The following is a 25,281-nucleotide window of genomic DNA, read 5'->3' on the forward strand; positions in this document are numbered from 1 at the left end:
TCCATGTTGACGATATCACGCGCCAGATGTAGCGTGTTATCGTGAACACGGAGACCCCCACCGCGATCGAGCTGGGCGCCGGCGTCGTCAAGCGACCGACGCGCCTCGCCGACGGCCGCGACCTGATCTACTTCGACGATCCCGGCACGACGCTCGGCGCCGAGCGCGCGGTCGACGCCCGCACCCTCGACCCGCGGCCCGCCACCGCCACCATGCGTCAAGACGTGCTGACCGGTGACTGGATCACCGTGGCATCCAATCGTCAGAACCGGGCGTTCCTCCCCCCGGCGCACCTCGACCCGCTCTCGCCGCAGACACCGACCAACCCGTCGGAGATCCCCTCGCTCTACGACGTCGCGGTCTTCGAGAACAAGTCGCCCTCGTTCGGCCCCGCTCTCGACGCCGCGGTCGGCGACGCCCCGGCAGCCGTCGATCCCCCGCGCGGCGCAGACGACCTCGAGCACCTCGGCCTCGGCCGCACCCGCACCTCGGTCGGTCGCTGCGAGGTCGTCTGCTTCAGCCCCGAGCACGAGGGGTCGTTCGGTTCGCTGTCGCGCACGCGCGCCCGCACCGTCATCGAGGCGTGGGCCGACCGCACCGCCGCGCTGTCGCAGCTCCCCGGCATCCGTCAGGTGTTCCCCTTCGAGAACCGCGGCAAGGACATCGGCGTCACCCTCCCCCACCCGCACGGCCAGATCTACGCCTACCCCTACGTCACGCCGCGCACGCAGCGCCTGCTCGACACGATCTCGCGCACCTCCGACGATCTGTTCGCCCGCATCCTCGAGTTCGAGCAGGCCGGCGAGCGCGTCGTGCTGCGAGGCGAGCACTGGACGGCGTTCGTGCCGTTCGCCGCCCGCTGGCCCGTCGAGGTGCACGTGCTGCCGCACCGCCACGTCGCCGATCTGTCCGAGACGACCGACGTCGAGCGCGACGAACTCGCGCCGTTCTACCTGCGACTGCTGCGCGGCATCGACGCGCTGTACGACACCCCCACGCCCTACATCGCCGCGTGGCACCAGGCCCCGGTCGACCGCGCGCGTGACGCGATCCGCCTCAACCTGCAGATCACCTCGCCGCGCCGCGCCGCGGACAAGCTGAAGTACCTCGCCGGATCCGAGTCCGCCATGGGCGCCTGGATCGGCGACGTGACCCCCGAGTCGCAGGCCGAGCGCCTGCGCGCCGCCCTCGACACCGTTCCGGAGGTGACGGCATGACCGCCGTCGACGACGCCCGCGCCCTTCTCGCCACCCTGACCGACGCGCCCGTCGCGGGAGTGTGGTCGGCCCCCGGCCGCGCCAACCTCATCGGCGAGCACACCGACTACAACGAGGGCTTCGTCTTCCCCTTCGCGATCGCCCAGCGCACCGCCGCCGCCGTGGCCCTGCGCGACGACGACGTGATCCGCGTGAGCTCGACGTTCGCCGACGCGCCCGTCGAGGTCTCGCTCGCCGAGCTCGACGACCGCATCGCCGCCGGCGGCCTCGACTGGGCCGGGTATCCGCTCGGTGTGGCGTGGGCGTTGCGTCGTGAGGTTCCGGATGCCGTGACCCGCGGCGTCGACATCGCCCTGGCCTCGGAGGTTCCGGTGGGAGCCGGACTGTCGTCGTCGGCGGCGATCGAGGGAGCCGTGGCATCCGCCCTGAACGACGTCTGGGCAACGGGTCTCGACAAGGTCGCCCTCGCCCGCGTCGGCCGCGTCGCCGAGAACGACGCCGTGGGCGCGCCCACCGGGATCATGGACCAGATGGCCTCGATGCTCGGCGTCGCCGACGCCGCGACCTTCCTCGACTGCCGCACGCTCGACACGCGCCCCGTGCCGCTCGGCTTCGCCGACGCCGGTCTGTCGATCCTCGTCGTCGACACCCTCGTCGAGCACGCGCACTCGACCGGCGGGTACCGCGAGCGTCGCGAGGCCTGCGAGCGGGGAGCGGCCGCGTTCGGCGTGGCCTCGCTGCGCGATCTCACCGTCGACGACCTGCCGCGCGCTCAGGAGCTGCTCGACGACGTCACCTTCCGCCGCGTCCGCCACGTGATCACCGAGAACCAGCGCGTGCTCGACACCGTGGCCGCCCTCGACGCCGACGGTCCCTCCGCGATCGGCGACCTGCTGGTCGCCTCGCACGTCTCGATGCGCGACGACTTCGAGATCTCGGTGCCCGAGCTCGACCTCGCCGTCGACACGGCGCTGGTGAACGGTGCGCTCGGTGCCCGCATGACCGGCGGCGGCTTCGGCGGGGCGGCCATCGCCCTCATACCGGTCGGGCTCATCGAGGCGGCGACCGACGCGGTGCACGCCGCGTTCTCGGCCTCCGGATACCGCGCCCCGAACGTCTTCACCGTGACCCCCTCGGAGGGCGCCCGCCGCGACGCGTGACCGGCCGGCGGGGCTGCCCGGTCACCGCGTACACAACTCCGGAGATTCGGCCGAAAACCGGGCCATCGGCCTCTCCTGGGCCCGGAACCGACGCGAATCTCCTGAGTTGTGTACCGGCCGTGGCGCGTCTGCCGCCGACGCGTCCTGACGGCGGGCCCACGCGAAACCCGGACCGGCCGCCCGGTCGCCGCGTACACAACTCCGGAGATTCGGCCGCACACCGGCCCATCCGCCTCCCCCGGGCCCGGAACCGACGCGAATCTCCTGGGTTGTGTACCGCCTGCGGGGGCCCGGGCGTACCCTGCCCGCATGGGCGACGACGAGGTACTGGCCTGGTTGCGCGACAGCGACCCGAGCCTGCGGTGGAAGGTCGAGCGCGACCTTCTCGATGAACCCGAGGCGACTTGGCAGGCCGCCCGCGCCCGTGTCGCCCACGAGGGTTTCGGGGCGCAGCTGCTCGCCGCGCAGGGCGAAGACGGACTCTGGGCGGGCGGCGCGCACTTCCCCGCCGACTTCTCGGAAGATGAGCCGCAGCCCTGGACCGCGACGTCGTGGTCGCTCATGAGTCTTCGGGAATGGGGGGTGGATGCCGATGCCCTCCGCCCCGACACGGCCGGGCTCCTGAAGCGCAACGCCCGCTGGGAGTACGACGACCTCCCCTTCTGGGACGGTGAGGTCGACGCGTGCATCAACGCCTTCACCCTCGCGAGCGGAGCATGGCTCGGGGCGGACGTCAGCGGCATCCGGGACTGGTTCGTCACGCACCGCCTGCCGGACGGCGGCTGGAACTGCGAGTGGGTGGAGGGCTCGACGAGGTCGTCGTTCCACTCGACGCTCAACGCGGTGATCGGGATCCTCGATGACGAGTGGCGCAGCGGCGGCACAGCCGAACTGCACGCCGCCCGCAAGGCCGGTGAGGAGTACCTGCTCGAGCGACGCCTGCTCTACCGGCTGTCAACCGGCGAGCGTCACGTGTGGGCGCACCACCTCGGCTACCCGTTCCGCCACCGGTACAGCGCGCTGCGCGCCCTCGACCACTTCCGCGCCGCCGCTCTGCACGACGGCGAGGCACCCGATCCGCGGTTGTCCGAGGCCGTCGATCGCCTCCGCGCCTCGCGCGACCCCGACGGCACGTGGCACCAGGCGTATCCGATGGACGGCGCCGTGTGGTTCCCGGTCGACGTGCCCGCGGGTGAGCCCTCGCGATGGTTGACCCTCTTCGCGCTGCGCGTGCTGCGCTGGTGGGACGGCGCGCGCGCTTCGGCGTGAGGGGTCGTCTTCTGTCGCTTCGGGGAGTGCGGAAGCGACGCTTCTCGACCCCTCACGCGGGATGCGGGGCAGGATGAGGGGCATGGATGCCGCTCCGCTCGCGCACACGTCGAAGGGTGAGGTCCGGGGGTTCCGTCGGGGTGGGACGGCCGTGTTCCTCGGCATCCCGTTCGCGAAGGCCCCCGTGGGTGCGCTGCGCTTCGCCGCCCCCGAGCCCGTCGAGGCCTGGGACGGGGTGCGCGAGGCCACGACCTACGGCGCCACAACGCAACGCGGCGACGCCGGCATCACGCTGATCCCCGAGCCGAGCGTGCCGGGCGAGGCCACGTTGAACGTCAACGTCTTCGCTCCCGCCGATGCGGTTCCGGATGCCGCGCTGCCGGTGCTCGTGTGGATCCACGGCGGCGGCTTCGTGTCGGGGTCGCCTGCCAGCCGCTGGTACGACGGCGACGCGTTCGCGCGCGACGGCGTCGTGACGGTCGTGCTCTCGTACCGCCTGGGCTTCGACGGGTTCGGCGCCATCGAGGGCGCACCCGCGAACCGGGGTCTGCGCGATCAGATCGCCGCGCTCGAGTGGGTGCGCGACGAGATCCGCGCGTTCGGCGGCGACCCTGCCCGCGTGACGATCGCGGGCCAGTCCGCGGGCGGCGGGTCGGTGCTCGCGCTGATGGCCAGCCCCGCGGCATCCGGACTCTTCCACGCCGCGATGGCGATCTCGCCCGCCGTGGGCGCCGTCGCGGGATCGACAGCGCGCCGCTTCGCCGACCGGGTGGCGCGGCTGGCCGGGGTCCCGGCCGACCGCGACGGGTTCGCCGGGGTGCCCGAGGAGCGCCTCCTCGCCCTGCAGCGCGCGGCGCAGAAGCCCGAGCGCGGGGCGCGTCTGACCGGGCTCACCGCGCTGCTCGACGACGGGCTGCCCCTAGGGCCGGTCGTCGACGGCGAACTGCTGCCGGCGGCCCCTCTCGACGCTCTGGCCGAGGGCGCCTCGGCTGAGATCCCGCTGGTGATCGGGTCGACGGACGACGAGTTCACCGGGCTGACCGCCCGGTTCCGGGCGGTGCTGCGCCTGGTGCCGGTTCCGTTCGTATTGGCGGTGCTGGGGCTCGGGCGCTCGCGCCGCCGCGCCTACCTCGAGCGCACGAAACGCCGGGGCGCCGCGGCCGTGCTCGGCGGGTACGCGAGCGATCGCGTGATCCGGGCGACGGTGCTGCGTGCGGCGCGGGCCCGCGCGGGAGCCGCCACCTGGCTCTACCGCTTCGCGTGGCGGTCGCCGTCGCTGGGGATTGCCGGGCACTGCCTCGACGTGCCGTTCTGGTTCGACCGCCTGGGCGCAGAGGGAGTCGATCGCATCGCGGGCGAGATTCCCCCGGCGGCTCTGGCCGCCGAAATGCACGCCGCGGCGGTCGCGTTCGCGCGCGACGGCGATCCGGGGTGGCCGGCGTGGGATGCCACGACCCGGCGCGCGCGGGTGTTCGGCGCCGCGGCATCCGCCCCCGCCGTCGAGACCGACGCGTACGCCGACGTCGCACCGCTGGTCGAACCCGCGATCTCCGGCGTGAGGGGTCACTTCTTGTCGCTCAGGCGTCTGCGCGGCGACAGGAAGCGACCCCTCACGCGCGAGGGGACGACGATCAGAGCTGCGGGATGACCTCGCGCTCGAACAGCGAGATGCCCGAGGTGTCGTACGCGGCCTCGGGGAAGTAGTGGATCGCGTAGCCGAGGCCGTGGTCGGCCCGCTCGCGCAGGCGTTCGACGATCTGCTCGGGCGTGCCGAACGCGTCGGAGGAGCGGTAGTCGGCCTCGATGGCATCCGCCCGCTCGTCGCCCACGTGCGGACGCAGGCGCGCGACGACGGCGGCCAGGCGATCGGAGGCCTCGGCCTCGGTCGCGGCGACGATCGTGTTGAAGTTCGTCGAGCGGGTGATCTCGGACGCGTCGCGGCCGAGGGTCTCGCAGTGCCCGCGCAGCACCTCGGACTTGTGGTCGAACTCCTCGAGCGAGCCGCCGAAGTTGGTGTACGAGGCGTACTTGGCCGCGATCTTGAGCGTGACCTTCTCACCGCCGCCGGCGATCCACAGCGGGATGCCGCCGGGCTGCAGGGGCTTCGGCTGCACGATCGCGCCGTCGACCTCGTAGAACTTCCCCGACAGGGTGGCCTCGCCGGTGGTCCACGCCTGGTGCATGATCTCGACGCCCTCGCGGAGGCGCCCGAGGCGCTCGGCGATGGGCGGGAAGCCGTAGCCGTAGGCCTTCCACTCGTGCTCGTACCAGCCGCCGCCGATGCCCATCTCGGCGCGACCGCCCGAGATCGCATCGACCGTCGCCGCGACCTTCGCGAGGTAGGCGGGGTTGCGGTAGCCCATGCACGTGCACATCTGGCCGAGGCGCACGCGGTCGGTCGCGGCGGCGAAGGCGGCCATGAGCGTCCACGCCTCGTGCGTGGCCTCGCTGCTGGGCACGGGGGTGGTGTGGAAGTGGTCGTAGACCCACAGCGAGGTCCAGGGGCCGTCGTCGGCGCTCTGGGCGAGGGAATTCATCACCCGCCAGTGCTCTGCGGGGTCGATCCCCACGAGGTCGAAGCGCCAGTCCTGCGGAACGAAGATGCCGAAGTCCATGGCCTCACCCTAGGCCCGAGCGACGATCGCGGGGCCGGTCGGAGGCCGAATCCGGGCGGGGCGGGCGAGGTGAGCGACCCCGCCGGGTGAACCGAGGGGCGCCACGACCGGTGGGCCTCCCGCGCGGCGACATCCTGGGGATCATGACGCCGTCCACGTCCGCCCTCGCCCCCGTCATCCTCGCCCTCGTCTGCATCGCCGCTCCCGCACTCGTGACCAGCGGCATCGCCAAGCTCGTCGCCCTCGACGACGCCCCGCGGACGCTCTCGGCACTGCGCCTGCCCCAGAGGGCCGCGCTCGCGAGCGTCGCCGCGGTCTCCGTGGTCGAGATCGTGCTCGGCGTCGCGCTGGCGATCGGCGACGGGTTCGTGCGGGTCGCCGCGGCCGGCGCCGTGGTGGTGCTGCTCGCGGCGTTCACGGTCGTGGTCACGCGTGCGGTCGAGCGCGGGTCGGCCGAGGACTGCGGATGCTTCGGCAGGTGGGCCGATACGCCCGTGTCGGCGGCCCTCGTGCGCCGCAACGGCGTCTTCACGCTGGGCGCGCTGGTGATGGCGGGTGCCGCCTCCGCCGCCTCCGCGGCGGGCGTGCCCTCCGCTGTCACGCTTCTCGTCGTCGCCCCGGTGGCGAGCGCGCTGACCCTCGGCGCGAGCGTGGCACTCGTGGTCGCGGGGTTCGTGGCTGCCCGCGCCGGCCGACGCGGGGGCCTGCCCTCACCCGACATCCTGAACCACCGTCCGCCGTTGCTGCGCGCGGACGGGCTCGTGATCGACGTCGTGACCGAGGCCGTGCGCGGGCGCGCGCAACTGCTGCTGTTCACGCAGCCGCTCTGCGGCAAGTGCGAGCGCGCGGCCGCCGTGCTCGACCGGCACCACGACGCGCTGGCCGGCTTCATGGACGCCCGCATCGTCTACGCGGTGGGGCCGGGGCTCGACTGGAACGCCCCCGCCCGCCAGGCCGACGGCCCCCGCACGGGCGCCGCGCTCGACCTCGGCGGCGCACTCGCGCAGGCGCTCGACATCGGCTCGCAGCGCCCCGTCGCCGTACTCATCGCCACGAGCGGCCACCCCGTGCTGCCCTACGCCGTGGGCGAGGAAGAGATCGAAGGACTCGTCGACGCGCTCGTGGGCTCGCGGGCCTGAGGGGTCAGTCGCCGAAGGCCGCGAGACGCTTGCGCATCACGGCGACCGCGTCGGCGTTGTCGTCGATCAGCACGCTGTCGCGCCCGAGGGGCGCGGCCACCGCACCCAGCGTGCCGCTGCCGGCGAACATGTCGAGCACCCTGTCGCCGGGGCGCGACGAGGCCTGCACCATGCGGCGCAGCACCCCCTCGGGCTTCTGCGTCGGGTAGCCGGTCTTCTCGCGACCCGTGGTCGGCACGATCGTGTGCCACCAGACGTCGGTGGGCATCTTGCCGCGCGCGGCCTTCTCGGCCGTCACGAGACCCGGGGCCATGTACGGCTCGCGGTCGACGGCGTCGGAGTCGAAGAAGTACGCCGACGGGTTCTTGACGTAGACGAGGATCGTCTCGTGCTTGGTGGGCCAGCGGCGCTTGGTCTTGGCGCCGTAGTCGTAGGCCCAGATCAGCTCGTTCAAGAAGTGGTCGCGACCGAACAGCGCATCGCACATGACCTTGGCGTAGTGCACCTCGCGGTAGTCGAGGTGCAGGTAGAGCGTGCCGTCGTCGGCGAGCAGGCGCCAGGCCTCGACGAGCCGCGGCTCGAGGAAGCCCCAGTAGTCGTCGAACCGGTCGTCGTAGGTGCGCAGGTCGCCGCGCAGGCGCGCGTACTCCCGGCCGTGGAAGCCGCGCTGCACCACCGGCGGCGGGGGCGGCTCCTCTTCGGGAAAGTCGAGCATGTTGGGATCGTGGACGGATGCCGCGGTCTCGGGCGCGGCGTCGGGCTCCTCGGCATCCGGAGCCTCTTCGGCCGAGAGCTTGCGCGTCGCCGACTCGACCGCCTTGGAGCGCGTGCGGCCGGTGTTGAACGGCGGGTCGAGGTAGACGAGGGCGAAGCTGCCGTCGGCCAGGCCCGGGGTCACCGCAAGGTTGTCGGCGTGGTGGATCGCGACGCTGCCGGGGGCGGGGGCGTCGGGCAGGGCGTCGACGCTCACGGGACGCGCTGCAGCCACTGCTCGGTCGAGAACTTGGAGGCGACCAGGGCTTCGGCCTCGGCGTACTCCTCGTCGGAGATGTGACCCTCGGTCGCGCCGTAGAGCGTGGTGAAGGTCTGGATGAAGCGGTCGATGACCTCGTCGCGCGGCAGACCGGTCTGGCTGCGCAGGGGGTCGACGCGCTTGGCGGCCGACACGGTGCCCTTGTCGCTGAGCTTCTCGCGGCCGATGCGCAGCACTTCGGTGAGCACCTGGCCGTCCATGTCGTAGCTCAAGGTCGCGTGATGCAGCACTCCGCCGTTGGCGAGGCGCTTTTGCGCTGCGCCGCCGATCTTGCCGTGAGGACCGGCGATGTCGTTCAGCGGCTGGTAGACCGCGTCGATGCCGAGCGAGCGCAGGGCCTGCAGCACCCAGTCGTCGAGGAAGGCGTACGAATCGGCGAAGGTCATGCCCGCCACCAGCGACGCGGGAACGTACAGCGAGTACGTCACGATCGAGTTGGCGGCCATGAGCATGGCGCCCCCGCCCGAGATGCGGCGCACCACGTCGAAGCCGTGCTTCGCGGCGCCTTCGGGGTCGACCTCGTTGCGCAGCGACTGGAACGATCCGATGACGACGGCGTTCTCGTTCCACTCCCACAGGCGCAGCGTCGGCTTGCGCAGCCCCGCACCCACGCGCGCGGTGAGCACCTCATCGAGCGCGAGGTTCATGCGGGGCGAGACGGGGCCGTCGTGCACGACCTCCCACTCGAAGTCGCCCCAGCCGGGGGCCGTGACGAGGGCGCGGCGGATCGCGGTGGCGACCGACTCGGGGGTGAATCCGAGCAGCTGCGCCCCCTCGGGCAGCGCCGCGCGGATCGCCGCGGCGAGCGTGGGGACGTCGGACTCGACCGGCATGCCGTTGACGGCCGCATCGATGTCGTCGAGGGCATCGTCGGGCTCGAGGAAGAAGTCACCCGCCAGGTGGAAGCCGTGGATGCGGCCCTCGCGCTCTTCGAGGTCGACGACGACCAGTTTTCCGCCGGGGACCTTGTACTCGCCGTGCATGCCTCCAGCCTACGGCGGCGGGGGCCCGACCACGGCGGCGGTCGCCGCGCGGGGGCCGGAGCGGGCCGGGCCGGGGCGCCGCCGAGGCACCGCCGGCGAGCGCGAGACTGCATCTCGCTGACGAGTCCGTGTCAGGTTGACGCGGGGATGTCAGCAAGATGCAGTCTCGGGGGTCGAGGCCGCCCGCGGGGCGGCGGGCGCGGCGGAACCGGCGGGCGGGGTGGGGCGGGAGGCGGCCGCGGCGACGGAGCGGCGATGGCGGCGCTCGATCGCCTGGCCGGCGTACGACGCGGCGATGATGAGCGCGGCCCCGAGGTAGCCGGGCAGGCCCACGGCCTCGCCGCCGATCGCGACGCCCACGGCGAGCGCCCACACCGGCTCGGTGCCCATGAGGATGCTCGCGCGGGTCGCCGAGGTGCGCCGCACCGCCCACAGCTGCACCACGAAGGCGAAGACCGAGCACATCACGCCGAGGAAGACGACGTCGAGCCATCCGGATGCCGTGAGGCCGGCGACCGCGCGCGGCAGCTGCGCGCCGGCCACGGCCGACGAGGTCGCGGCGCACACGAGCATCTGCACGAAGACGACCGCGAGGGTGCTGTCGTGGCGTCCGCGGATGAGACGCGCGCTCGCGGTGACGTGCACGGCGCGGACGACCGCGGCGGCGATCACGAGCGCGTCGCCGATCGAAGGGGTGCGCAGCCCTCCGCCCGACACCAGCAGGGCGACGCCGACGATCGCGGCGACGGCGGCGACGAAGTACGACCGCGGCAGCCAGGCCTGTGCCGCGACGCTCTCGAGCACGGGGGTGAACACGAGCGCGAGGCTGATGAGAAGGCCCGCGTTCGTCGCCGAGGTGAGGTGCACGCCGGCGGTCTCGAGCCCGATGACCGCCGCCTGCGAGCAGCCCAGGAGGGCGGCGATCGCGAGGCCGCGACCGCGCGGCATCCGTTCTCTCCTCACGAGGCAGATGACGCCGAGGGCGAGCGCGGCGACGAGGAAGCGCAGCGACACCGCCGCGGCGACCCCGGTCTCGGCGGCGAGGTCTTTGGCGGCGAGGAAGCTCGCGCCCCACACCGCGGCGACCGCGATCAGCAGGATGTCGACGAGGAGTTCGGGTGTTCGGCGGGTCACGCCTCCAGCGTGCGGGAGGCCACCCGGAAGAACAACGCCAAGCTTCTTCATTGTGTCGTAAGTTCGGACTTATGGATGTCGTCCACCTGCGCCTGCTGCGCGAGCTCCGCGACCGTGGGAGCGTGGCCGCCGTCGCCGCCGCCCTGCACGTATCGCCGTCGGCCGTGTCGCAGCAGCTCGCCGCGCTGCAGGCGCGCGTGAACGTGCCGCTGACCACCCGCAGCGGTCGCGTGCTCGCTCTGACCTCGGCCGGTGAGGCGCTCGCGGCCGCCGGCACCCGCGTCGACGAAGCGCTGACCGAGGCCCGCGAGGCGGTGGGCGCCTTCGTCGAGAGCGCCGACCGCCCCGTGCGCGTGTCGGCGTTCCACAGCGCGGGGCTCGCGCTGTTCGGCCCGCTGCTCCGAGAGCTCGCCGGGACACCGCCCCTGCACCTCGCCGACGCCGACGTGGCGCACCGCGACTTTCCCGGTCTGACCGCCGACCACGACATCGTGCTCGCGCACCGCCTCGCGCACGACGAGCCCTGGCCGGCCGATCGCGTGGTGACGACCCCGCTGCTGACCGAACCGCTCGACGTCGCGCTCCCGGCCACGCATCCCCTCGCCGCGCGCCGCGTGCTGCACGCGGCCGATGTGGCCGACGAGGCCTGGGTGTCGGTGCACGAGGGCTTCCCCCTGGCCGGAGTGCTCGACCACCTCGCCGCCCACGTGGGGCGGCCGCTGCGCATCGCCCACCGCATCAACGAGTTCTCGGTGACGGCCGAGGTCGTGCGCGCGGGCGCCGCGATCGCCATCATGCCGCGCACCACCTCGACCCCCCTCGCCGTCGACGGCCTCGTGCTGCGGCCGCTGGTCGACCTCGACCTCGTGCGCCACGTCGACGCCCTGACCCGCCCCGACGCGCTCGCCTACGCGGCAGTGCGCCGGGTGCTGGCGGCGCTGGTCGCGGTCGCGCGCGCGGCGGAGCGCTCGGGGACGACCGGCGGGATCCCGACCTCCGTCGAGACCGCCGCCCGCTGACGAGTCCGCGGGCGCCAGAACACCGCGCCGTCGGCGGGACGCCGGCCGAACGGCATCCGGAAACGTCCTCGCGAGGAGCGAGGCGTCGGCTCAGGCCGAGAGGAAGGCGGCGGTCAGCGACTCGGGAGACAGGGCGTGCTCGATCGCGAGCATGCTCGCCCCGATCACGGCGGCCTGCTGGGCGGCGACCGACTGCACGATCGAGAGGTACTCGGTGGCCAACGGCGTCGAGCGCGTGTAGACAACCTCGCGCACGCCCGCGATGAGGTGCTCGCCCACCCGGGCCATCGAGCCGCCCACCGCGATCACCGAGGGGTTCATCACGCTGACGCAGGTCGTGAGCACCTCGCCGATGTCGCGGCCCGCCTGGCGCACGGCCTGGATCGCGTCGACGTTGCCGCGCTTGACGAGGTCGACGACGTCGGAGCCGGTGTGCGCCTCGATGCCCTGAGCGCGCAGCGCGCGGGCGATGGCGGGGCCGGATGCCAAGGCCTCGAGGCATCCGCGATTGCCGCACTGGCAGGGGATGTCGGCGCCGCGGGCGACCTGCACGTGACCGATGTCGCCGGCGATGCCCTGCGCCCCGCGCAGGAGACGGGAGTCGGAGATGATGCCGGTGCCGATGCCTGTGGCGACCTTGACGAACAAGAGGTGCTCGACCGCGGGCCATGCCGTCGCGCGTTCGCCCAGCGCCGAGATGTTGACGTCGTTGTCGACGAGCACGGGAACCGGCAGGTGCTGGTAGACCCACGCGGGGATGTCGAAGCGGTCCCACCCCGGCATGATCGGCGGGTTCACCGGCTGCCCGGTGGAGTGCTCGACGGGGCCGGGGACGCCGATGCCCATCGCGGCGACGTCGGCGGAGGTGCGCCCGGAGTCGGCGAGCAGCTGCAGCGCCCCCTCGACCAACCAGGTCAGCACGGGAACCGGACCGAGAGCGACGTCGAGGTCGGTCGTCTTCTCGGCCAGCACCGTTCCCGCGAGGTCGGAGATGGCGACGGTGGCGTGCGAGGCGCCGACGTCGGCGGCCACGACCACCTTCGCGGCGGGATTGATCGCGAACTGCGACGGCGGGCGCCCCCCGGTGGAGGCCGCTTCGGCCACGGGGGTGATGAGGCCCATGCGCATGAGCTCGTCGACGCGCACCGCGACGGTCGAGCGGGCGAGACCTGTCGACTTCGCCAGCTCCGCGCGCGTGCGCGGAACCCCGTCTCGCAGCAGCTGGAACAGCTGGCTCACGCCGTTGCCCGTCTGCACCGCATCTGTGGTCATCCTTCTCACGCCCTCAGTACACCATCACCAGACATGCGTTCCATCCATAGGCCGACGGCGGCTGCGCACATTACGCAGCCGCCGCCGGTCGACGTTCGTCAGCCGCGCCCGGGCGGCCTCGAGAAGCGCTGCTGCAGCAGCACCGCGACGACGATGATGACGCCCTTGGCCACGGCCTGCACCGACGACGACAGGTTGTTCTGGATGAAGACGTTGGTGAGGGTGGCGAAGATCAGCACGCCGAACACGGTGCCGGTGATGGTGCCGCGTCCGCCGACGAGCAGGGTGCCGCCCACGACCACCGCGGCGATGACGTCGAGCTCGAGCAGCTGGCCGTTCGTGGAGCTCCCGGCGGTCGTACGGCCCAGGAACATCACCCCGGCGATGCCGGAGGCCAGCCCCGCGAGCACGTAGAGCCACATGACGTGGCGCTTGACGTTGATACCGGCCAGGCGCGCGGCCTCGCGGTTGCCGCCGATCGCGACCGTGCGACGGCCGAAGGTGGTGCGGTTCAGCAGCACCCACCCGAGCACCGCGACGATCGCGAAGATCCAGATCAGCATGTTGACGCCGAGGATGTCGGCGTTCATGAAGGTGATGAAGCTGCGGTCCTCGACCACGAGGGTGCGGCGCTCGGCGAGGATCTCGGCGAGACCGCGGGCCCCGACGAGCATGGCGAGGGTCGCCATGAAGGCGACGACGTTGCCGTAGGCGATGACGATGCCGTTGATGAGGCCGGCGGCCGCCCCCACCGCGAGCGCGAAGATCACGAACACGATCCAGTGCATCGAGTCGGCCAGGTCCTGCACGACGGCGAGGGTGCCGACGACGGATGCCAGGCCCACGACCGACCCGACCGAGAGGTCGATCCCGCCGGCGATGATCACCAGCGTCATGGCGATCGCGACGACCCCGGTGATGGAGGCCTGGCGGAGGATCACGAAGACGTTGTCGACCGTGAGGAAGGTTCCGGGAGCCGTGATGGCGCCGACGATGAGCATCACCACCAGGGCGACGACGAGACCGATGTTGCGGCCGGCGGAGCCGGAGAAGAACGCCCGCACGGGAGAGCCCGCGGACGAGGAGGACGGCGCCTGGCCGGCCTCGGCGGGAACCGTGCGCGCACGGGTCGGGGTGGTCGGCTCGCTCACGCGGCGGATCCTTTCATGACGAGGTCGAGCACACCGTGCTCATCGATCTGGTGGGAGGGGAGCGTGCGGAGGATCCGGCCGTCGGCCACGACGAGCACGACGTCGGCCAGTCCGAGCACCTCTTCGATCTCGCTCGAGACCACGACGACGGCATTGCCGGCGGCGGCGAGGTCGCGGATGAGAGCGTAGATCTCGGCGCGGGCGCCGACGTCGACCCCGCGGGTCGGCTCGTCGAGCAGCAGCACGTTCGTGCCGTGGATGAGCCAGCGCGCGAGCAGGATCTTCTGCTGGTTGCCGCCGGAGAGCGTGCGCGCGGGGCGGTCGGGGTCGGCCGGGCGCAGTTCGAGCGTCTCGAGCTGCTCGCGCGCGGCGCGCCGTGCCGATCGGTCGTCGAGGAACCCGCCCTTCGCGAAGCGCGTCATGGTCGCGAGGGTCGCGTTGACGAAGATCGGCTCGTCGAGCACCAGACCCTGGCTCTTGCGCTCCTCGGGCGAGAGACCGACGCCCGCCTTCACGGCGTCGAACACCGACCCGCGCGTGAGGGTCCGGCCGCGGACGCTCACGCTGCCGCCACTCGAGCGCCGCGCGCCGTAGACCGTCTCGAGGATCTCGGACCGTCCCGAGCCGACCAGGCCCGCGAGCCCCACGACCTCTCCCGCGCGCACCGAGAACGACACGTCGGAGAAGACCCCGGCGAGGGCGAGGTCGCTCACCTCGAGCACGACGGGCGCATCGACGGCGACCGGGACGCGCTCGGGGAAGACGTTGGTGATCTCGCGGCCGGTCATCAGACGGATGAGCTCGGAGGTCGGGGTGTCGGCGGCGGGCAGCCCCACCGCGGTGGTGCGCCCGTCTTTGAGCACCGTGATGCGATCGCCGATCGCGCGGATCTCTTCGAGGCGGTGCGTGATGTAGACCACCGCGATGCCCTCCGCGGTGAGTTCGCGCACGACGGCGAAGAGGTTCTTGACCTCTTCGCTGTCGAGGACGGCCGAGGGCTCGTCCATGATGATCAGCTTGATGTCGTGCGACAGCGCGCGCGCCATGCTGACGATCTGCTTGTTGGCGGCGCTCAGCGAGCCGACCTCGGTGTGCGGCGAGAGGCTCGAATGCCCGAGCCGGCGCAGCAGCTCGGTGGTCTGCTTGGCCGCCGCGGAGCGCTTGGTGAACCCTCCGCGCGCGATCTCGTGGCCCAGGAAGATGTTCTCGGCGATGGTCAGGCCGTCGACGACGTCGAGCTCCTGGTACATCGTGGCGATACCGAGGTCGATGGCCGCCTGCGGGTCGGCGATCTCGACGCCCTCGCCCTGCCAGCTGATCTCACCCCCGTCGGGGCGGTGCACGCCGGCGAGCGTCTTGATGAGCGTCGACTTGCCCGCACCGTTCTGGCCGAGCACGCAGTGCACCTCGCCCGCGCGCACCTCGAGGTCGACGCCGCGGAGCGCCTGGACCCCGGAGAAGGACTTCGTCACGCCTCGCACGGCGAGTAATGGCGGTTCATGGTCAACTTTGATCACGCGGCGACCATAACACGCCCGTCATCGCCTGGCGAGGATCGTTATCACGGCGCGAAGGCCGCAATACGCAACGAGAAAACACCCGACGCGGCCCGTCTTTCTGCTTCTGCCATTTAGCGAACAAAAGTTGACTGCTTTCAAAACCTTTCTGCTAGCGTGAGCCGCGTCACCGTGGACACCTCCTCGATTCGGGGGCCTGCGATGGCGCCTGCCGCATCACATTTCAAGGAGGAAGTACATGCGCTCACAGCTGAAGTCGCGCTCGCGTCTGGTTCTCACCGGCGTCGCCGTACTCGCATCGGCCACCCTGCTCGCCGGCTGCACCGGCTCGAACGACGACGCCGAGAACATCGTCGACCAGGGCACCACCACCGAAGAGAACGCCGCCACCGGCGACACCGTCACGATCGGTTTCTCGGGCCCCGCCGCCGACCACGGCTGGCTCGGTGCCATCAACTCCGGCGCCCTCGCCGCCGCCGACAGCTTCCCCGACGTCGACCTGCAGGTCGCGGAGGGTACCAACGACGTCAACGCGCAGATCGCCGCGGTCGAGACCTTCATCAACAACAAGGTGGATGCCATCGTGCTGCTGCCCAGCGACGGCGCGGCCCTCACCGAGGTCGCCACCAAGGCGATGGAGGCGGGCATCCCCGTCATCAACGTCGACCGCGAGTTCTCGAGCCCCTTCGCCGCCCGCTCCACCGTGCTCGGCGACAACTACGGCATGGGCGTCAGCGCCGGAACCTACATCTGCGGTCAGCTCAGCGGCCAGAGCGACGCCGTCGTGGCCGAGATCGCCGGTATCGACTCCCTCCCGCTCACGCAGGACCGCTCGGCCGGATTCGCCGACGCCCTCGACGACTGCGGCCTGAAGGTCGGCCCCCGCGTCGCCGCCGACTTCACGGTGCAGGGCGGCGAGTCCGTGACCTCGCAGCTGCTGTCGGCCAACCCCAAGATCGACGCGATCTGGAACCACGACGACGACCAGGGCATCGGCGTGCTGGCGGCCATCACCGCCGCCGGTCGCGACGAGTTCTTCATGGTCGGCGGCGCGGGCAGCCGCAACGCCATGGAGGCGATCCAGGCCGGAGACACTCCCCTGCAGGCCACCGTCATCTACCCGTCGACGCAGGCCGCCGACGGCATCGCGCTGGCCCGCCTCATCGCGCAGGGTAAGACCGCGGGCGACCTCATCACCCCGAGCGTGCCGAACCGCATCGTGCTCGATGCGCCCGTCGTCACCAAGGACAACGTGGCGGACTTCATCGACCTCTCGTTCGAGTCCTGACCACCGTGGGGCGCCCGCGGCAACCGCGGGCGCCCCGCACCCTTTCGCAGAGAGAGACCCCACCGTGACCCAGGACCTTCGCATCGCCATGATCGGCGCGGGATTCATGGGCGCCGCGCACTCCCAGGGATGGCGCGTCGCACCCCGCTTCTTCGACCTCCCCCTCACTCCCCGCATGAGCGTGCTCGTCGGCCGCGACGCCGAGCGCACCCGATCCGCCGCCGACACCTGGGGCTGGGCCGAGAGCTCGATCGACTGGCGCGAGGTGATCGCGCGCGACGACATCGACGTCGTCGACATCGTCACCCCCGGCGACTCGCACGCCGATATCGCCATCGCCGCCCTCGAAGCCGGAAAACACGTGCTGTGCGAGAAGCCCCTCACCAACACCGTCGCCGAGGCGCGGCGCATGGCCGGGGCCGCGGCATCCGCTCGCTCGACAGGCGTGCGCTCGATGGTCGGCTTCACCTACCGCCGCGTTCCCGCGGCCACCTTCGCCCGCGACCTCATCGCCGACGGCCGCCTGGGCGAGATCCGCCAGGTGCGGGCCGAGTACCTGCAGGACTGGCTCAGCGACGCAGAGGCCCCGCTCACGTGGCGCCTGCAGAAGGAACGCGCCGGCTCGGGCGCCCTGGGCGACATCGGCGCCCACGCGATCGACATCGCCGAGTTCATGACCGGACGCCGCCTGACCCGCGTGGCCGGCGTCGTCGAGACGATCGTCTCGGAACGCCCCGTGCTGGCGGAGCGCTCCGGCCTCTCCGGGTCGGCCGGTGCCGAGCGCGCCGCCGTCACGGTCGACGACGTCGCTCTGTTCCTCGGCCGCTTCGACGGCGGAGCCCTGGCCTCGTTCGAGGCCTCCCGTTTCCGCACGGGGCGCAAGAACGCCCTGCGCGTGGAGATCTCGGGCGCGCTCGGCTCGCTCGCGTTCGATCTCGAGAGCCCCAACGAGCTGCAGTTCTACGACGCGACCGCCCCCGCGACCGAGCAGGGGTTCCGACGCATCCTCGTCACCGAGCCCGAGCACCCCTACATGAGCGCGTGGTGGCCGGCCGGTCACATGATCGGCTACGAGCACGGGTTCTCGCACCAGGCGAAGGACTTCGTCGAGGCCGTCGCGGCCTCCCACGACCCGCGGCCGTCGTTCGCCGACGGCCTGCACGTGCAGCAGGTGCTCGACGCCGTCACACGCAGCTCCGACGCCGACGGCGTCTGGACCGGTGTCGAGGCCGACCCCGCCCCCGCAGACGTTCCCGCCGACGACCGCGCCTACGCGGCATCCTGACCGAGACCGAGAGGACGAACGCAATGACGCGACCGATCACGCTGTTCACCGGCCAGTGGGCCGACCTGCCGTTCGAGGAGGTGGCGCGCCTCGCCGGAGAGTGGGGCTACGACGGCCTCGAGATCGCCTGCTGGGGCGACCACCTCGACCCGTGGCGCTGGGACGACGAGGCGTACGTGCAGGGCAGGCTCGAGGTGCTCGAGCGCCACGGGCTGAAGGTGTTCGCCATCGCCAACCACCTCAAGGGCCAGGCCGTCTGCGACGATCCGATCGACCAGCGCCACCGCGACATCGTGTCGGATCGCGTGTGGGGCGACGGCGCCCCCGAGGGGGTGCGGCAGCGCGCGGCCGAAGAGATGAAGAACACCGCGCGGCTCGCGGCGAAGCTCGGCGTGAAGATCGTGACCGGGTTCACCGGCTCGAGCATCTGGAAGTACGTCGCGATGTTCCCGCCCGCCACCGAAGAGATGGTCGAGGCCGGCTACCGCGACTTCGCGGACCGGTGGAACCCGATCCTCGATGTCTTCGACGAGGTCGGCGTGCGCTTCGCCCACGAGGTGCACCCCTCGGAGATCGCCTACGACTACTGGACCGCGACGCGCGCCCTCGAGGCCATCGGCCATCGCGAGGCGTTCGGGCTCAACTGGGACCCCTCGCACATGGTGTGGCAGGACATCGACCCGGTTGCCTTCCTCTGGGACTTCCGCGACCGCATCATCCACGTGCACTGCAAGGACACGAAGAAGCGCCTCACCAACGGCCGCAACGGCCGGCTGGCCTCGCACCTGCCGTGGGCCGATCCGCGCCGCGGGTGGGACTTCATCTCCACCGGCCACGGCGACGTGCCGTGGGAGGACGCCTTCCGCATGCTCAACGCGATCGGCTACGACGGGCCGCTGTCGGTCGAGTGGGAGGACGCGGGCATGGACCGCCTGGTCGGGGCGCCCGAGGCACTCGGCTTCGTGCGCAAGCTGTCGTCGTACGAGCCCTCGGGGGCGGCGTTCGACGCGGCGTTCAGCACACGCTGAGCGCGGGTCATCGGGGGCGACGAGCCGGAGCGATGACGAGGGGCCGGATGCCGGGGGGCGTCCGGCCCCGTTCCGTTCGGGCGGGAGTCAGCCGCGGGCGGCGAGGGCGCGCAGCACCTCGCGCTGGTGCACGGGACCGCCGCCCTCGTGGCCGTTGTACGGGTAGACGCGGATGCCCTTCTCGCCCGCGTAGTGGTTGTAGGCCGCGAACACCGTGGAGGGCGGGCACACGGCATCCATCAGCCCCACCGAGAACAGCGCCGGGACCCGGGCGCGGGCGGCGAAGTTCACGCCGTCGAGGTACGACAGCGTGCGGAACACCTGCTCCTCGTCACCGCGCCGGGTCTGCAGGTAGGTGACGAGCTCGCTGTAGGGCGCGGCGTCGGTGATCGAGACGGCACGGCGGATGCCGCTGAGGAACGGGAAGTCGATCGCGGCGAACCGCAGTCCCTCGCTCAGCGCCGCCGCGGCGAGCGCGATACCGCCGCCCTGGCTTCCGCCCCACACGCTCACGCGCGCACCGTCGATCGCCGGGTGGGCGCGCGCGGCGTCGATCGCGAGCACCGCGTCGCAGAAGACCCGTCGGTAGTACGCGTGGGCGGGGTCGTCGATGCCGTCGGTCAGGCGTCCCGCCGTATGCGGAGCCGACCCGACCGGATCGGGGGTGGCCCCGGGCAGCGCGCCGCTGCCCTGCCCGCGGGTGTCCATGACGAGCACGGCGAAGCCCGCCGCCGGCAGCAGGGTGTGCTGATGCGCCAGGCCGCGCCCGGAGTTGTAGCCGATGTACTGCACGACGCACGGCAACGGCCCGTCGAGCCCGCGCGGGCGCACCAGCCACGCGCGGATCGGATGCCCGCCGAAGCCGGCGAATCCCACGTCGTCGACGTCGACACCGGTCACCCCGCTGTCGACCGGGTCGACGGGGGTGAACCGAGGCTCCCACGCCAGCCCGCGCGCCTCGGCGAGCGTGTCGACCCAGAAGGCGTCGAAGTCGGCGGGTTCGTCCCGGTCGGGGCGGAAGGTCTCCAGCGCACTCAGCGGAAGGTCGAAGTGGGCCACGGGGTCTCCAGAGCGGTCGAGGGGTGCGCGAGCACCCGGGCGATGTGGGCGCGCGTCGCAGAGAACGCGCGCTCGAGGACGAGGGGGAGGTCGGGGTATTCGCGATGGCCGTAGGCGAGCACCTCGAGGTCGAGCGCGGCATCCGGCGCCTGATCGATCGCGTTCGCGACGGCGAACTGCCCGGCGGGCGGCACGTGCCGATCGCGCAGGGCGGCTTCGACGCGCACCGGAACGCGCGCGAAGGTGGCCGCGGTCGAGGCGTCGAAGAAGCGCAGCACCTCGCGGGCGCGGGGGTGGCGGGCGACGTGGGCGCGCACGCGCTCGCCGCTGCCCTCGCACGGCATGCGCAGGCGCAGGTCGTACTGCCCGAAGCTCGGCACGACGAGCGTGGCGCCGACGATCCGGTCGTCCCACGGCAGGGCGAGGGCGCCCACTCCCCCGCCGAAGCTCTCGCCGACGAGGTACAGCGGGACGTCACCCGCGAGGGCCCGCAGCGCGGATCCGGCGTGCCACAGATCGGCCGCGCACCGCCCCAGCACGTAGTCCTCGATCGAGTGGATGCCGTGCAGCACGTGTCCGTCGGCGGGGGTGGGGGCGCCGAGACCGGCGTTGAGCACTCCCTGGCCCCGCGCCACGGGGAAGAACACCGCGGCGTCGTCGGGCACGCGATCGAAGTCGGGCCCGTCGCGCCCGCCGTACCCGTGACCGTGGACGACGCCGACCCGGGGCGCAATGCCGCCGACGGCCGAGGCGAACCAGCCGCGCACGCGCAGACCGCCCGATACCGTGTGCTCGACCAGCGTGACCTCGCGATCGTCGCGCTGCTCGATCGAGACCACCCGGGGCCCGGGATCGACGGTCATCGCCTCGGCGAACCACCCGGCCCACCGCTCGGCGAAGCCGGGCGGCGGCGGCACCGGCGGCACCGCGCGCAGGGCCGGAAGTTCGAAGCCGTAGTCGCCGTCGCCCGAGCGGTCGGCGATGACGCCGTTCACCGCGCACCCGCCGTGGAAGACTGGAGGCCCGACCGAGAGGAACGATCGTGCTCGCCGCCGAACGCCGATCCCGCCTGCTGACCGAGGTGCGCCGACTGGGCGCCGCCGCGGTTCCGGATCTGGCCGCGACCCTGGGCGTGAGCGAGATGACGATCCGCCGCGACCTCGACGTGCTCGCCTCCGACGGCTACGTCGACAAGGTGCGCGGCGGGGCACGAGTGGCTCGCGCCGACGACTCGCCGCGCACCCTCGCCGCGCAGTCGCGTCGCAACGGTGACGGGAAGCGCGCGATCGCGCGTCGCGCCGCCACGCTCGTCGAGCCGGGCATGTCGGTCGGCCTCGGCGGAGGGTCGAGCACGTGGGCGCTGGCCCGCGAACTGCGCGGCGTCGACGACCTGACGATCGTGACCAACTCGCTGCCGGTCGCCGAGGTCTTCGCCCGGCCCGACCGCGCCGACGAGCCGTACACCCAGACGGTGGTGCTCACCGGCGGGGTGCGCACCCCGGCGGACGCCCTCGTGGGTCCGGTGGCCGTGGCGTCGCTCGAGCACCTGCACTGCGACGTCGTGTTCCTCGGCGTGCGCGGCATCGACCTGACCGCGGGGCTGACGACCTCGAACCTGCTCGAGGCCGAGACCAATCGCGCCCTCGTGGCCGCGGGTGCCCGCGCCGTCGTGCTCGCCGATCACACCAAGTGGGGGGCGGTCGGTCTCACCACGATCGTCGACCTCAACGAGGTCGACCTCGTCGTGATGGACGAGGGCCTCGATCCCGAAACCGAAGAGACCTTGCGCGCACACGTCGCCGAGCTCTGGATCGCCGCCGGCGACGACGACTGAGCACCGCCCGCCGCCGTGCGGGCTGCGGGCGGCGGAGCGGATGCTCACCGCGCCGTGCTCGCGCGGGCGACCACCGCGGCATCGACGACGATGTGCCGCACCGGCACGTCGGCGCCGGGCCGCGCCGACATCTGTCGTTCGAGCTCGGTGAAGGCCGCCTCGACGATGCCCTCGTCGTCGGGGGCGACCGACGACAGCGCAGGCACCGAGAACCGCGCCGCGTGCACGTTGTCGATGCCGATCACCGCGACGTCGGCGGGAACGGCGAGTCCGCTCTCGTGCAGCGCGGCCAGCACGCCGAACGCGACCGAGTCGTTCGAGCAGACCACTCCGTCGAAGCGCGTCCCCGTCGCGTGCAGACGGCGCAACGCCGCCGCCCCCTCCTCGGAGGTGAAGGCGTCGACTGAGACGATGAGCTCCGGTTCGTCGGCGAGACCGAGCCGCGCGACGGCGTCGCGATAGCCGGTGAAACGCTGGTCGGCGGCATCCGAGGGTCGCGAGAGTCGGGGGCCGAGGAACGCGACGCGGCGACACCCGGCCTCGGCGAGATGGGTGGTGGCCAAATCGGCGGTGCGGCGGTTGTCGATCGACACGTGCGTGAACGGACTCGCCGCGATGTGCTCGCCCAGCAGCACCAGGGGCCCGGGGTCGGTGCGGCGGGTGAGGTCGCCGACCGTGAGCGAACGGGGGATGTGGATGAGGCCGTCGGTGGCCGGGAGCCCGACGCCGTTGGCGACGTCGATCTCGCGCTGATGGTCGCCCTCGGTCTGCTGGATGAGGATCGACAGCCCCCGCGCCTCGGCCCCCCGCGCCAGCAGGGTCGTCAGCTCGGCGAAGTAGGGCTCTTCGAGGTTCGGCACGGCGAGCGCGACGATGCCGGTGCGCTCGCGCCGCGTGAGCGGCGACGACCGACGCGCGACGGAGGAGGTGTCGGGCATGGCGGTGCTCCTCGTCGAGGACCGGGCGGCGCGCGCCGCGAGGCGTTCTGTTCTGGGGGCTACGGTATCGCGCGCCATGTCACTCCTGAACACGGAAGGCGACGACCCGCGCCTCGGCGGCGCCGTTGGTCGCCTTCACGACGAGACGGGCGGAACGGATGCCGCCGAGCCCGGCGGGCACGGGGTGCGCGCGCCGACGACGACGGTTGTCGTCCACCTGCGCGATCACCTGCCAGTCCGCGGCATCCGCCGTCTTCACCTCGACGCGGTACGCCCGCACGAGCGAGGGCATCACCAGGTGGGGGTCGCGATGGTGGTGCAGAGTGTTGAGCTCGACGTCGGGGTCGTCGTCGAAGACCAGCACGATCTCGCGCGAGGTCACCGCATCGGTCCAGTCGAGGCGGAGCCAGGCCGGGCCCTGCGTGAGGGGCTCGGACGCCCAGAGGTTCGGCCCGCCGAACGGCCGGTGGTACCCGCCGACGGCGCGGTCGGCCGCAAGAGCCTGCGACCCGCTCGCCGAGCGGAACACGATCGACCGGCCGCGCAGCGGTTTGGTCGGCCACTGCACGAGCAGTTCGTCGAGGCTGACCTGCACGTTCTGGTCGTCGGCGTCGGAGGTGTGGACGAGGGTGAGGATGCCGGGAGGCAGCTCGTCGGTCGTGAACAGCGTCACGCCCTCCCGCGCGCGCACCACCACGACGGCGTTCGCGGGGGCGTCGGGCTCCCACTGCACCGGGACGTGCACCCAGGAGGCGGGGCCGGCGGCGAGGGGGACCGTGACGCGGTGCTCGAGGTGCTCGGGCACGACGTTCTGCGGCAGACCCGTCGAGAACACCTCGACCTCGAGCTCGGTGTCGGCCTCGGCTGCGACGCGCAGCTCGATGCCGTCGAGACGCGGGTGCACGGGGAGCACGATGCCCACGTCGTACGCGAGGGGATAGGGCTCGACCGCACCCGCCTCGCCGGGCCCGAGGTTCGCGCGCACGCCGGAGGCCGAGACCGCGGCGCGGAGAGCGAGGTCGGACGGGTCGGTATCGGCGACGCCGATGAGCGGGGCGTCCTGCCGCAGCAGCAGCTGGCGCAGCTCATCGCGATGCCGCTCGTAGAGCCCACGCGGCGTGGTGCCGTGCGAGAGGGCAAGGGATGCCGCCGTGCCGGCCGCCTCGCCCATCGCCGCGCACGTGGCCATGACCCGCGCCGCGCCGAAGGCGATGTGAGTGGCCGACACGTCACGGCCGGCCATCAGCAGGTTCTCGACGTCGGCGGAGTACAGCGAGCGGAACGGGATCTCGAAGACGCCGTTCGAGAAGCGCTGCACGGCGCCGGCGCCGGTCGCGTACATGCCCTCCTTCGGGTGCAGGTCGATCGACCAGCCACCGAAGGCCACGCCGTCGTCGAAGCGCGTCTGTTCGATCACGTCGCGCTGGTGCAGCGTGTAGTCGCCGACGAGGCGCCGGTACTCGCGCTTGCCGGGCACGTTGCCGATCCACTCGAGGTCGAGGGTGTCGGCGTCGAACTCGCCCGAGTTCTTGATGTGGTCCCAGATGCCGAGGATCACCGAGCGCAGCTCGTCGCGGATGCGCTCGTTGTCGTGCACGATGTCGAGCTCGCCGCCCCACTCGACCCACCAGTAGTGGGCGCCGCTGTCACCGCTGCGGATGATGCGCGACGACGGGATCGGGGTGTCGAGGATCGACTTCGCCGAGTCGGGCGCGACGAAGCGCACCGGGTGTCCGACGTCTTTCGTGTAGAACAGCAGGGTCGAGCCGAGGAACGTGCGCTCGGCCTCGACGGGCGCCCAGTCCTCGTCGAACTCCTCGCGCGCCTCTTTCCCCAGGCGGGCGCGGGCCCCCGCGAGGTGGCCCACGAGTCCGTCGCCCGTTCCGTCGAGGAAGACCGGCGCGACGAAGGTCGTCTCGGTCTCGGCGCCCATCGTCCACCCGGTCACGCTCTCGATGCGGCGCTCCCCCTCGGGGCCGGATGCCCCGACATCGCGCACGTCGGTGTTGAGGAACAGCGAGATGTTCGGTTCGGCGCGCACGGCATCCAGCACCACGTCGTCCCAGTGGATGGGATTGCCGTCGGGATTGCGGTACTGGTTCTCGAGGTAGAGCTCACCGATGATGCCGTTCTCGCGGGCCCAGCGCTGGTTGCCGTGGGCGGTCGCCCCGCACACCCAGACGCGCACCTCCGACGAGGAGTTGCCGCCGAGCACCGGGCGGTTGTTGATGAGGGCGACGCGCCGATCGAGACGGGCCGCGGCGATGGCCGCGGCGACTCCGGCGAGTCCGCCTCCGACGACGACCAGGTCGTATTCGGCCGTATGGGAACGCATGCTGC

21 protein-coding genes are annotated in these 25,281 nt (G+C 72.3%); 10 read left to right on the forward strand and 11 right to left on the reverse strand.

Features of this window, described 5'->3' with window-relative positions:
- Nucleotides 1-41 precede the first annotated feature (41 nt).
- The 4 genes from galT (at nucleotide 42) to LPW41_RS14790 (ending at nucleotide 5,294) form a co-directional block, all read left to right on the forward strand.
- Nucleotides 42-1,217 carry a galactose-1-phosphate uridylyltransferase gene (gene galT, locus LPW41_RS14775; RefSeq protein ID WP_230705262.1) on the forward strand — a complete coding sequence of 392 codons (1,176 nt, stop codon included), beginning with the start codon at nucleotides 42-44 and terminating at the stop codon, nucleotides 1,215-1,217.
- Nucleotides 1,214-2,377, forward strand: coding sequence for a galactokinase (gene galK / locus LPW41_RS14780; RefSeq protein ID WP_144834577.1), 1,164 nt, complete (start codon nucleotides 1,214-1,216; stop codon nucleotides 2,375-2,377). The genes galT and galK overlap by 4 nt, the downstream gene beginning before the upstream one ends.
- Nucleotides 2,378-2,686: 309 nt before the next feature.
- Entirely contained in the window at nucleotides 2,687-3,646 is a 960-nt protein-coding gene (locus LPW41_RS14785; RefSeq protein WP_230705263.1) for a squalene cyclase, read from the forward strand.
- Nucleotides 3,647-3,728: 82 nt separating this feature from the next.
- On the forward strand, nucleotides 3,729-5,294 hold the full coding sequence (locus LPW41_RS14790) for a carboxylesterase/lipase family protein (RefSeq protein ID WP_230705264.1): 1,566 nt from the start codon (nucleotides 3,729-3,731) through the stop codon (nucleotides 5,292-5,294).
- On the opposite strand, the gene LPW41_RS14795 is transcribed toward LPW41_RS14790, so the two are convergent.
- On the reverse strand, nucleotides 5,278-6,261 hold the full coding sequence (locus tag LPW41_RS14795) for an LLM class F420-dependent oxidoreductase (protein ID WP_230705265.1): 984 nt from the start codon (nucleotides 6,259-6,261) through the stop codon (nucleotides 5,278-5,280). The two genes, LPW41_RS14790 and LPW41_RS14795, sit on opposite strands and share 17 nt — an antisense overlap.
- A 143-nt stretch (nucleotides 6,262-6,404) precedes the next feature.
- Here LPW41_RS14795 and LPW41_RS14800 point away from each other — a divergent pair, with 143 nt between their 5' ends.
- Nucleotides 6,405-7,400: a MauE/DoxX family redox-associated membrane protein gene (locus tag LPW41_RS14800; RefSeq protein WP_230705266.1), complete on the forward strand. Its 996-nt coding sequence runs from the start codon at nucleotides 6,405-6,407 to the stop codon at nucleotides 7,398-7,400.
- Between the two features lie 4 nt (nucleotides 7,401-7,404).
- Here the strand turns inward: LPW41_RS14800 and LPW41_RS14805 are convergent, their stop codons facing one another.
- From LPW41_RS14805 to LPW41_RS14815, 3 genes are all read right to left on the reverse strand, one after another.
- Nucleotides 7,405-8,370, reverse strand: a complete 966-nt coding sequence (locus tag LPW41_RS14805) for a site-specific DNA-methyltransferase (protein WP_230705267.1) — start codon at nucleotides 8,368-8,370, stop codon at nucleotides 7,405-7,407.
- Complete coding sequence (locus LPW41_RS14810; protein ID WP_230705268.1) at nucleotides 8,367-9,416, reverse strand: biotin/lipoate A/B protein ligase family protein; 1,050 nt, start codon at nucleotides 9,414-9,416, stop codon at nucleotides 8,367-8,369. The genes LPW41_RS14805 and LPW41_RS14810 overlap by 4 nt, the downstream gene beginning before the upstream one ends.
- A gap of 150 nt (nucleotides 9,417-9,566) precedes the next feature.
- A complete protein-coding gene (locus LPW41_RS14815; RefSeq protein ID WP_230705269.1) occupies nucleotides 9,567-10,550 on the reverse strand; it encodes a DMT family transporter in 984 nt (327 codons plus the stop codon).
- 71 nt (nucleotides 10,551-10,621) lie between these two features.
- Between LPW41_RS14815 and LPW41_RS14820 the strand changes: the two genes are divergently transcribed.
- On the forward strand, nucleotides 10,622-11,569 hold the full coding sequence (locus tag LPW41_RS14820) for a LysR family transcriptional regulator (RefSeq protein WP_230705270.1): 948 nt from the start codon (nucleotides 10,622-10,624) through the stop codon (nucleotides 11,567-11,569).
- A 90-nt stretch (nucleotides 11,570-11,659) separates the two neighbouring features.
- On the opposite strand, the gene LPW41_RS14825 is transcribed toward LPW41_RS14820, so the two are convergent.
- The 3 genes from LPW41_RS14825 to LPW41_RS14835 form a co-directional block, all read right to left on the reverse strand.
- A complete protein-coding gene (locus tag LPW41_RS14825; RefSeq protein ID WP_230705271.1) occupies nucleotides 11,660-12,841 on the reverse strand; it encodes an ROK family transcriptional regulator in 1,182 nt (393 codons plus the stop codon).
- A gap of 98 nt (nucleotides 12,842-12,939) precedes the next feature.
- On the reverse strand, nucleotides 12,940-13,992 hold the full coding sequence (locus LPW41_RS14830; RefSeq protein ID WP_144834560.1) for an ABC transporter permease: 1,053 nt from the start codon (nucleotides 13,990-13,992) through the stop codon (nucleotides 12,940-12,942).
- Nucleotides 13,989-15,464, reverse strand: coding sequence for a sugar ABC transporter ATP-binding protein (locus tag LPW41_RS14835; RefSeq protein WP_154097635.1), 1,476 nt, complete (start codon nucleotides 15,462-15,464; stop codon nucleotides 13,989-13,991). Before LPW41_RS14835 ends, LPW41_RS14830 begins: the two co-directional genes overlap by 4 nt.
- Before the next feature lie 283 nt (nucleotides 15,465-15,747).
- On the opposite strand from LPW41_RS14835, the gene LPW41_RS14840 reads away from it, so the two are divergent.
- The 3 genes from LPW41_RS14840 to LPW41_RS14850 all read left to right on the forward strand — a co-directional run bounded on the left by LPW41_RS14840 (nucleotide 15,748) and on the right by LPW41_RS14850 (nucleotide 19,110).
- Nucleotides 15,748-16,797 (forward strand): substrate-binding domain-containing protein, encoded by a 1,050-nt coding sequence (locus LPW41_RS14840; RefSeq protein WP_154097636.1) that lies wholly within the window; start codon nucleotides 15,748-15,750, stop codon nucleotides 16,795-16,797.
- 88 nt (nucleotides 16,798-16,885) lie between these two features.
- Nucleotides 16,886-18,082, forward strand: coding sequence for a Gfo/Idh/MocA family protein (locus LPW41_RS14845; RefSeq protein WP_230705341.1), 1,197 nt, complete (start codon nucleotides 16,886-16,888; stop codon nucleotides 18,080-18,082).
- Nucleotides 18,083-18,105: 23 nt separating this feature from the next.
- Complete coding sequence (locus LPW41_RS14850; RefSeq protein WP_154097637.1) at nucleotides 18,106-19,110, forward strand: sugar phosphate isomerase/epimerase; 1,005 nt, start codon at nucleotides 18,106-18,108, stop codon at nucleotides 19,108-19,110.
- A gap of 87 nt (nucleotides 19,111-19,197) precedes the next feature.
- Here the strand turns inward: LPW41_RS14850 and LPW41_RS14855 are convergent, their stop codons facing one another.
- Both LPW41_RS14855 and LPW41_RS14860 read right to left on the reverse strand, forming a co-directional pair.
- A complete protein-coding gene (locus LPW41_RS14855; protein ID WP_230705272.1) occupies nucleotides 19,198-20,169 on the reverse strand; it encodes an acetylxylan esterase in 972 nt (323 codons plus the stop codon).
- Entirely contained in the window at nucleotides 20,145-21,164 is a 1,020-nt protein-coding gene (locus tag LPW41_RS14860) for an acetylxylan esterase (RefSeq protein ID WP_230705273.1), read from the reverse strand. Before LPW41_RS14860 ends, LPW41_RS14855 begins: the two co-directional genes overlap by 25 nt.
- A gap of 47 nt (nucleotides 21,165-21,211) precedes the next feature.
- Between LPW41_RS14860 and LPW41_RS14865 the strand changes: the two genes are divergently transcribed.
- Complete coding sequence (locus LPW41_RS14865) at nucleotides 21,212-22,003, forward strand: DeoR/GlpR family DNA-binding transcription regulator (protein ID WP_154097639.1); 792 nt, start codon at nucleotides 21,212-21,214, stop codon at nucleotides 22,001-22,003.
- A gap of 44 nt (nucleotides 22,004-22,047) precedes the next feature.
- Here the strand turns inward: LPW41_RS14865 and LPW41_RS14870 are convergent, their stop codons facing one another.
- Together LPW41_RS14870 and LPW41_RS14875 are read right to left on the reverse strand one after the other, a co-directional pair.
- Nucleotides 22,048-22,941, reverse strand: a complete 894-nt coding sequence (locus tag LPW41_RS14870) for a LacI family DNA-binding transcriptional regulator (protein WP_144834551.1) — start codon at nucleotides 22,939-22,941, stop codon at nucleotides 22,048-22,050.
- Between the two features lie 79 nt (nucleotides 22,942-23,020).
- Nucleotides 23,021-25,276: an FAD-dependent oxidoreductase gene (locus LPW41_RS14875; protein ID WP_230705274.1), complete on the reverse strand. Its 2,256-nt coding sequence runs from the start codon at nucleotides 25,274-25,276 to the stop codon at nucleotides 23,021-23,023.
- Between the last annotated feature and the right edge of the window lie 5 nt (nucleotides 25,277-25,281).

This window comes from Microbacterium sp. JC 701 (assembly GCF_021026215.1).
GTDB lineage: Bacteria > Actinomycetota > Actinomycetes > Actinomycetales > Microbacteriaceae > Microbacterium > Microbacterium algihabitans.

Coding starts and splice junctions, on each gene's coding strand:
- galK (WP_144834577.1), top strand. CDS start 1,214: ATGACCGCCGTCGACGACGCCCGCGCCCTTCTCGCCACCCTGACCGAC.
- LPW41_RS14785 (WP_230705263.1), top strand. CDS start 2,687: ATGGGCGACGACGAGGTACTGGCCTGGTTGCGCGACAGCGACCCGAGC.
- LPW41_RS14790 (WP_230705264.1), top strand. CDS start 3,729: ATGGATGCCGCTCCGCTCGCGCACACGTCGAAGGGTGAGGTCCGGGGG.
- LPW41_RS14795 (WP_230705265.1), bottom strand. CDS start 6,261: ATGGACTTCGGCATCTTCGTTCCGCAGGACTGGCGCTTCGACCTCGTG.
- LPW41_RS14800 (WP_230705266.1), top strand. CDS start 6,405: ATGACGCCGTCCACGTCCGCCCTCGCCCCCGTCATCCTCGCCCTCGTC.
- LPW41_RS14810 (WP_230705268.1), bottom strand. CDS start 9,416: ATGCACGGCGAGTACAAGGTCCCCGGCGGAAAACTGGTCGTCGTCGAC.
- LPW41_RS14820 (WP_230705270.1), top strand. CDS start 10,622: ATGGATGTCGTCCACCTGCGCCTGCTGCGCGAGCTCCGCGACCGTGGG.
- LPW41_RS14825 (WP_230705271.1), bottom strand. CDS start 12,841: ATGACCACAGATGCGGTGCAGACGGGCAACGGCGTGAGCCAGCTGTTC.
- LPW41_RS14840 (WP_154097636.1), top strand. CDS start 15,748: ATGCGCTCACAGCTGAAGTCGCGCTCGCGTCTGGTTCTCACCGGCGTC.
- LPW41_RS14845 (WP_230705341.1), top strand. CDS start 16,886: ATGATCGGCGCGGGATTCATGGGCGCCGCGCACTCCCAGGGATGGCGC.
- LPW41_RS14850 (WP_154097637.1), top strand. CDS start 18,106: ATGACGCGACCGATCACGCTGTTCACCGGCCAGTGGGCCGACCTGCCG.
- LPW41_RS14870 (WP_144834551.1), bottom strand. CDS start 22,941: ATGCCCGACACCTCCTCCGTCGCGCGTCGGTCGTCGCCGCTCACGCGG.
- LPW41_RS14875 (WP_230705274.1), bottom strand. CDS start 25,276: ATGCGTTCCCATACGGCCGAATACGACCTGGTCGTCGTCGGAGGCGGA.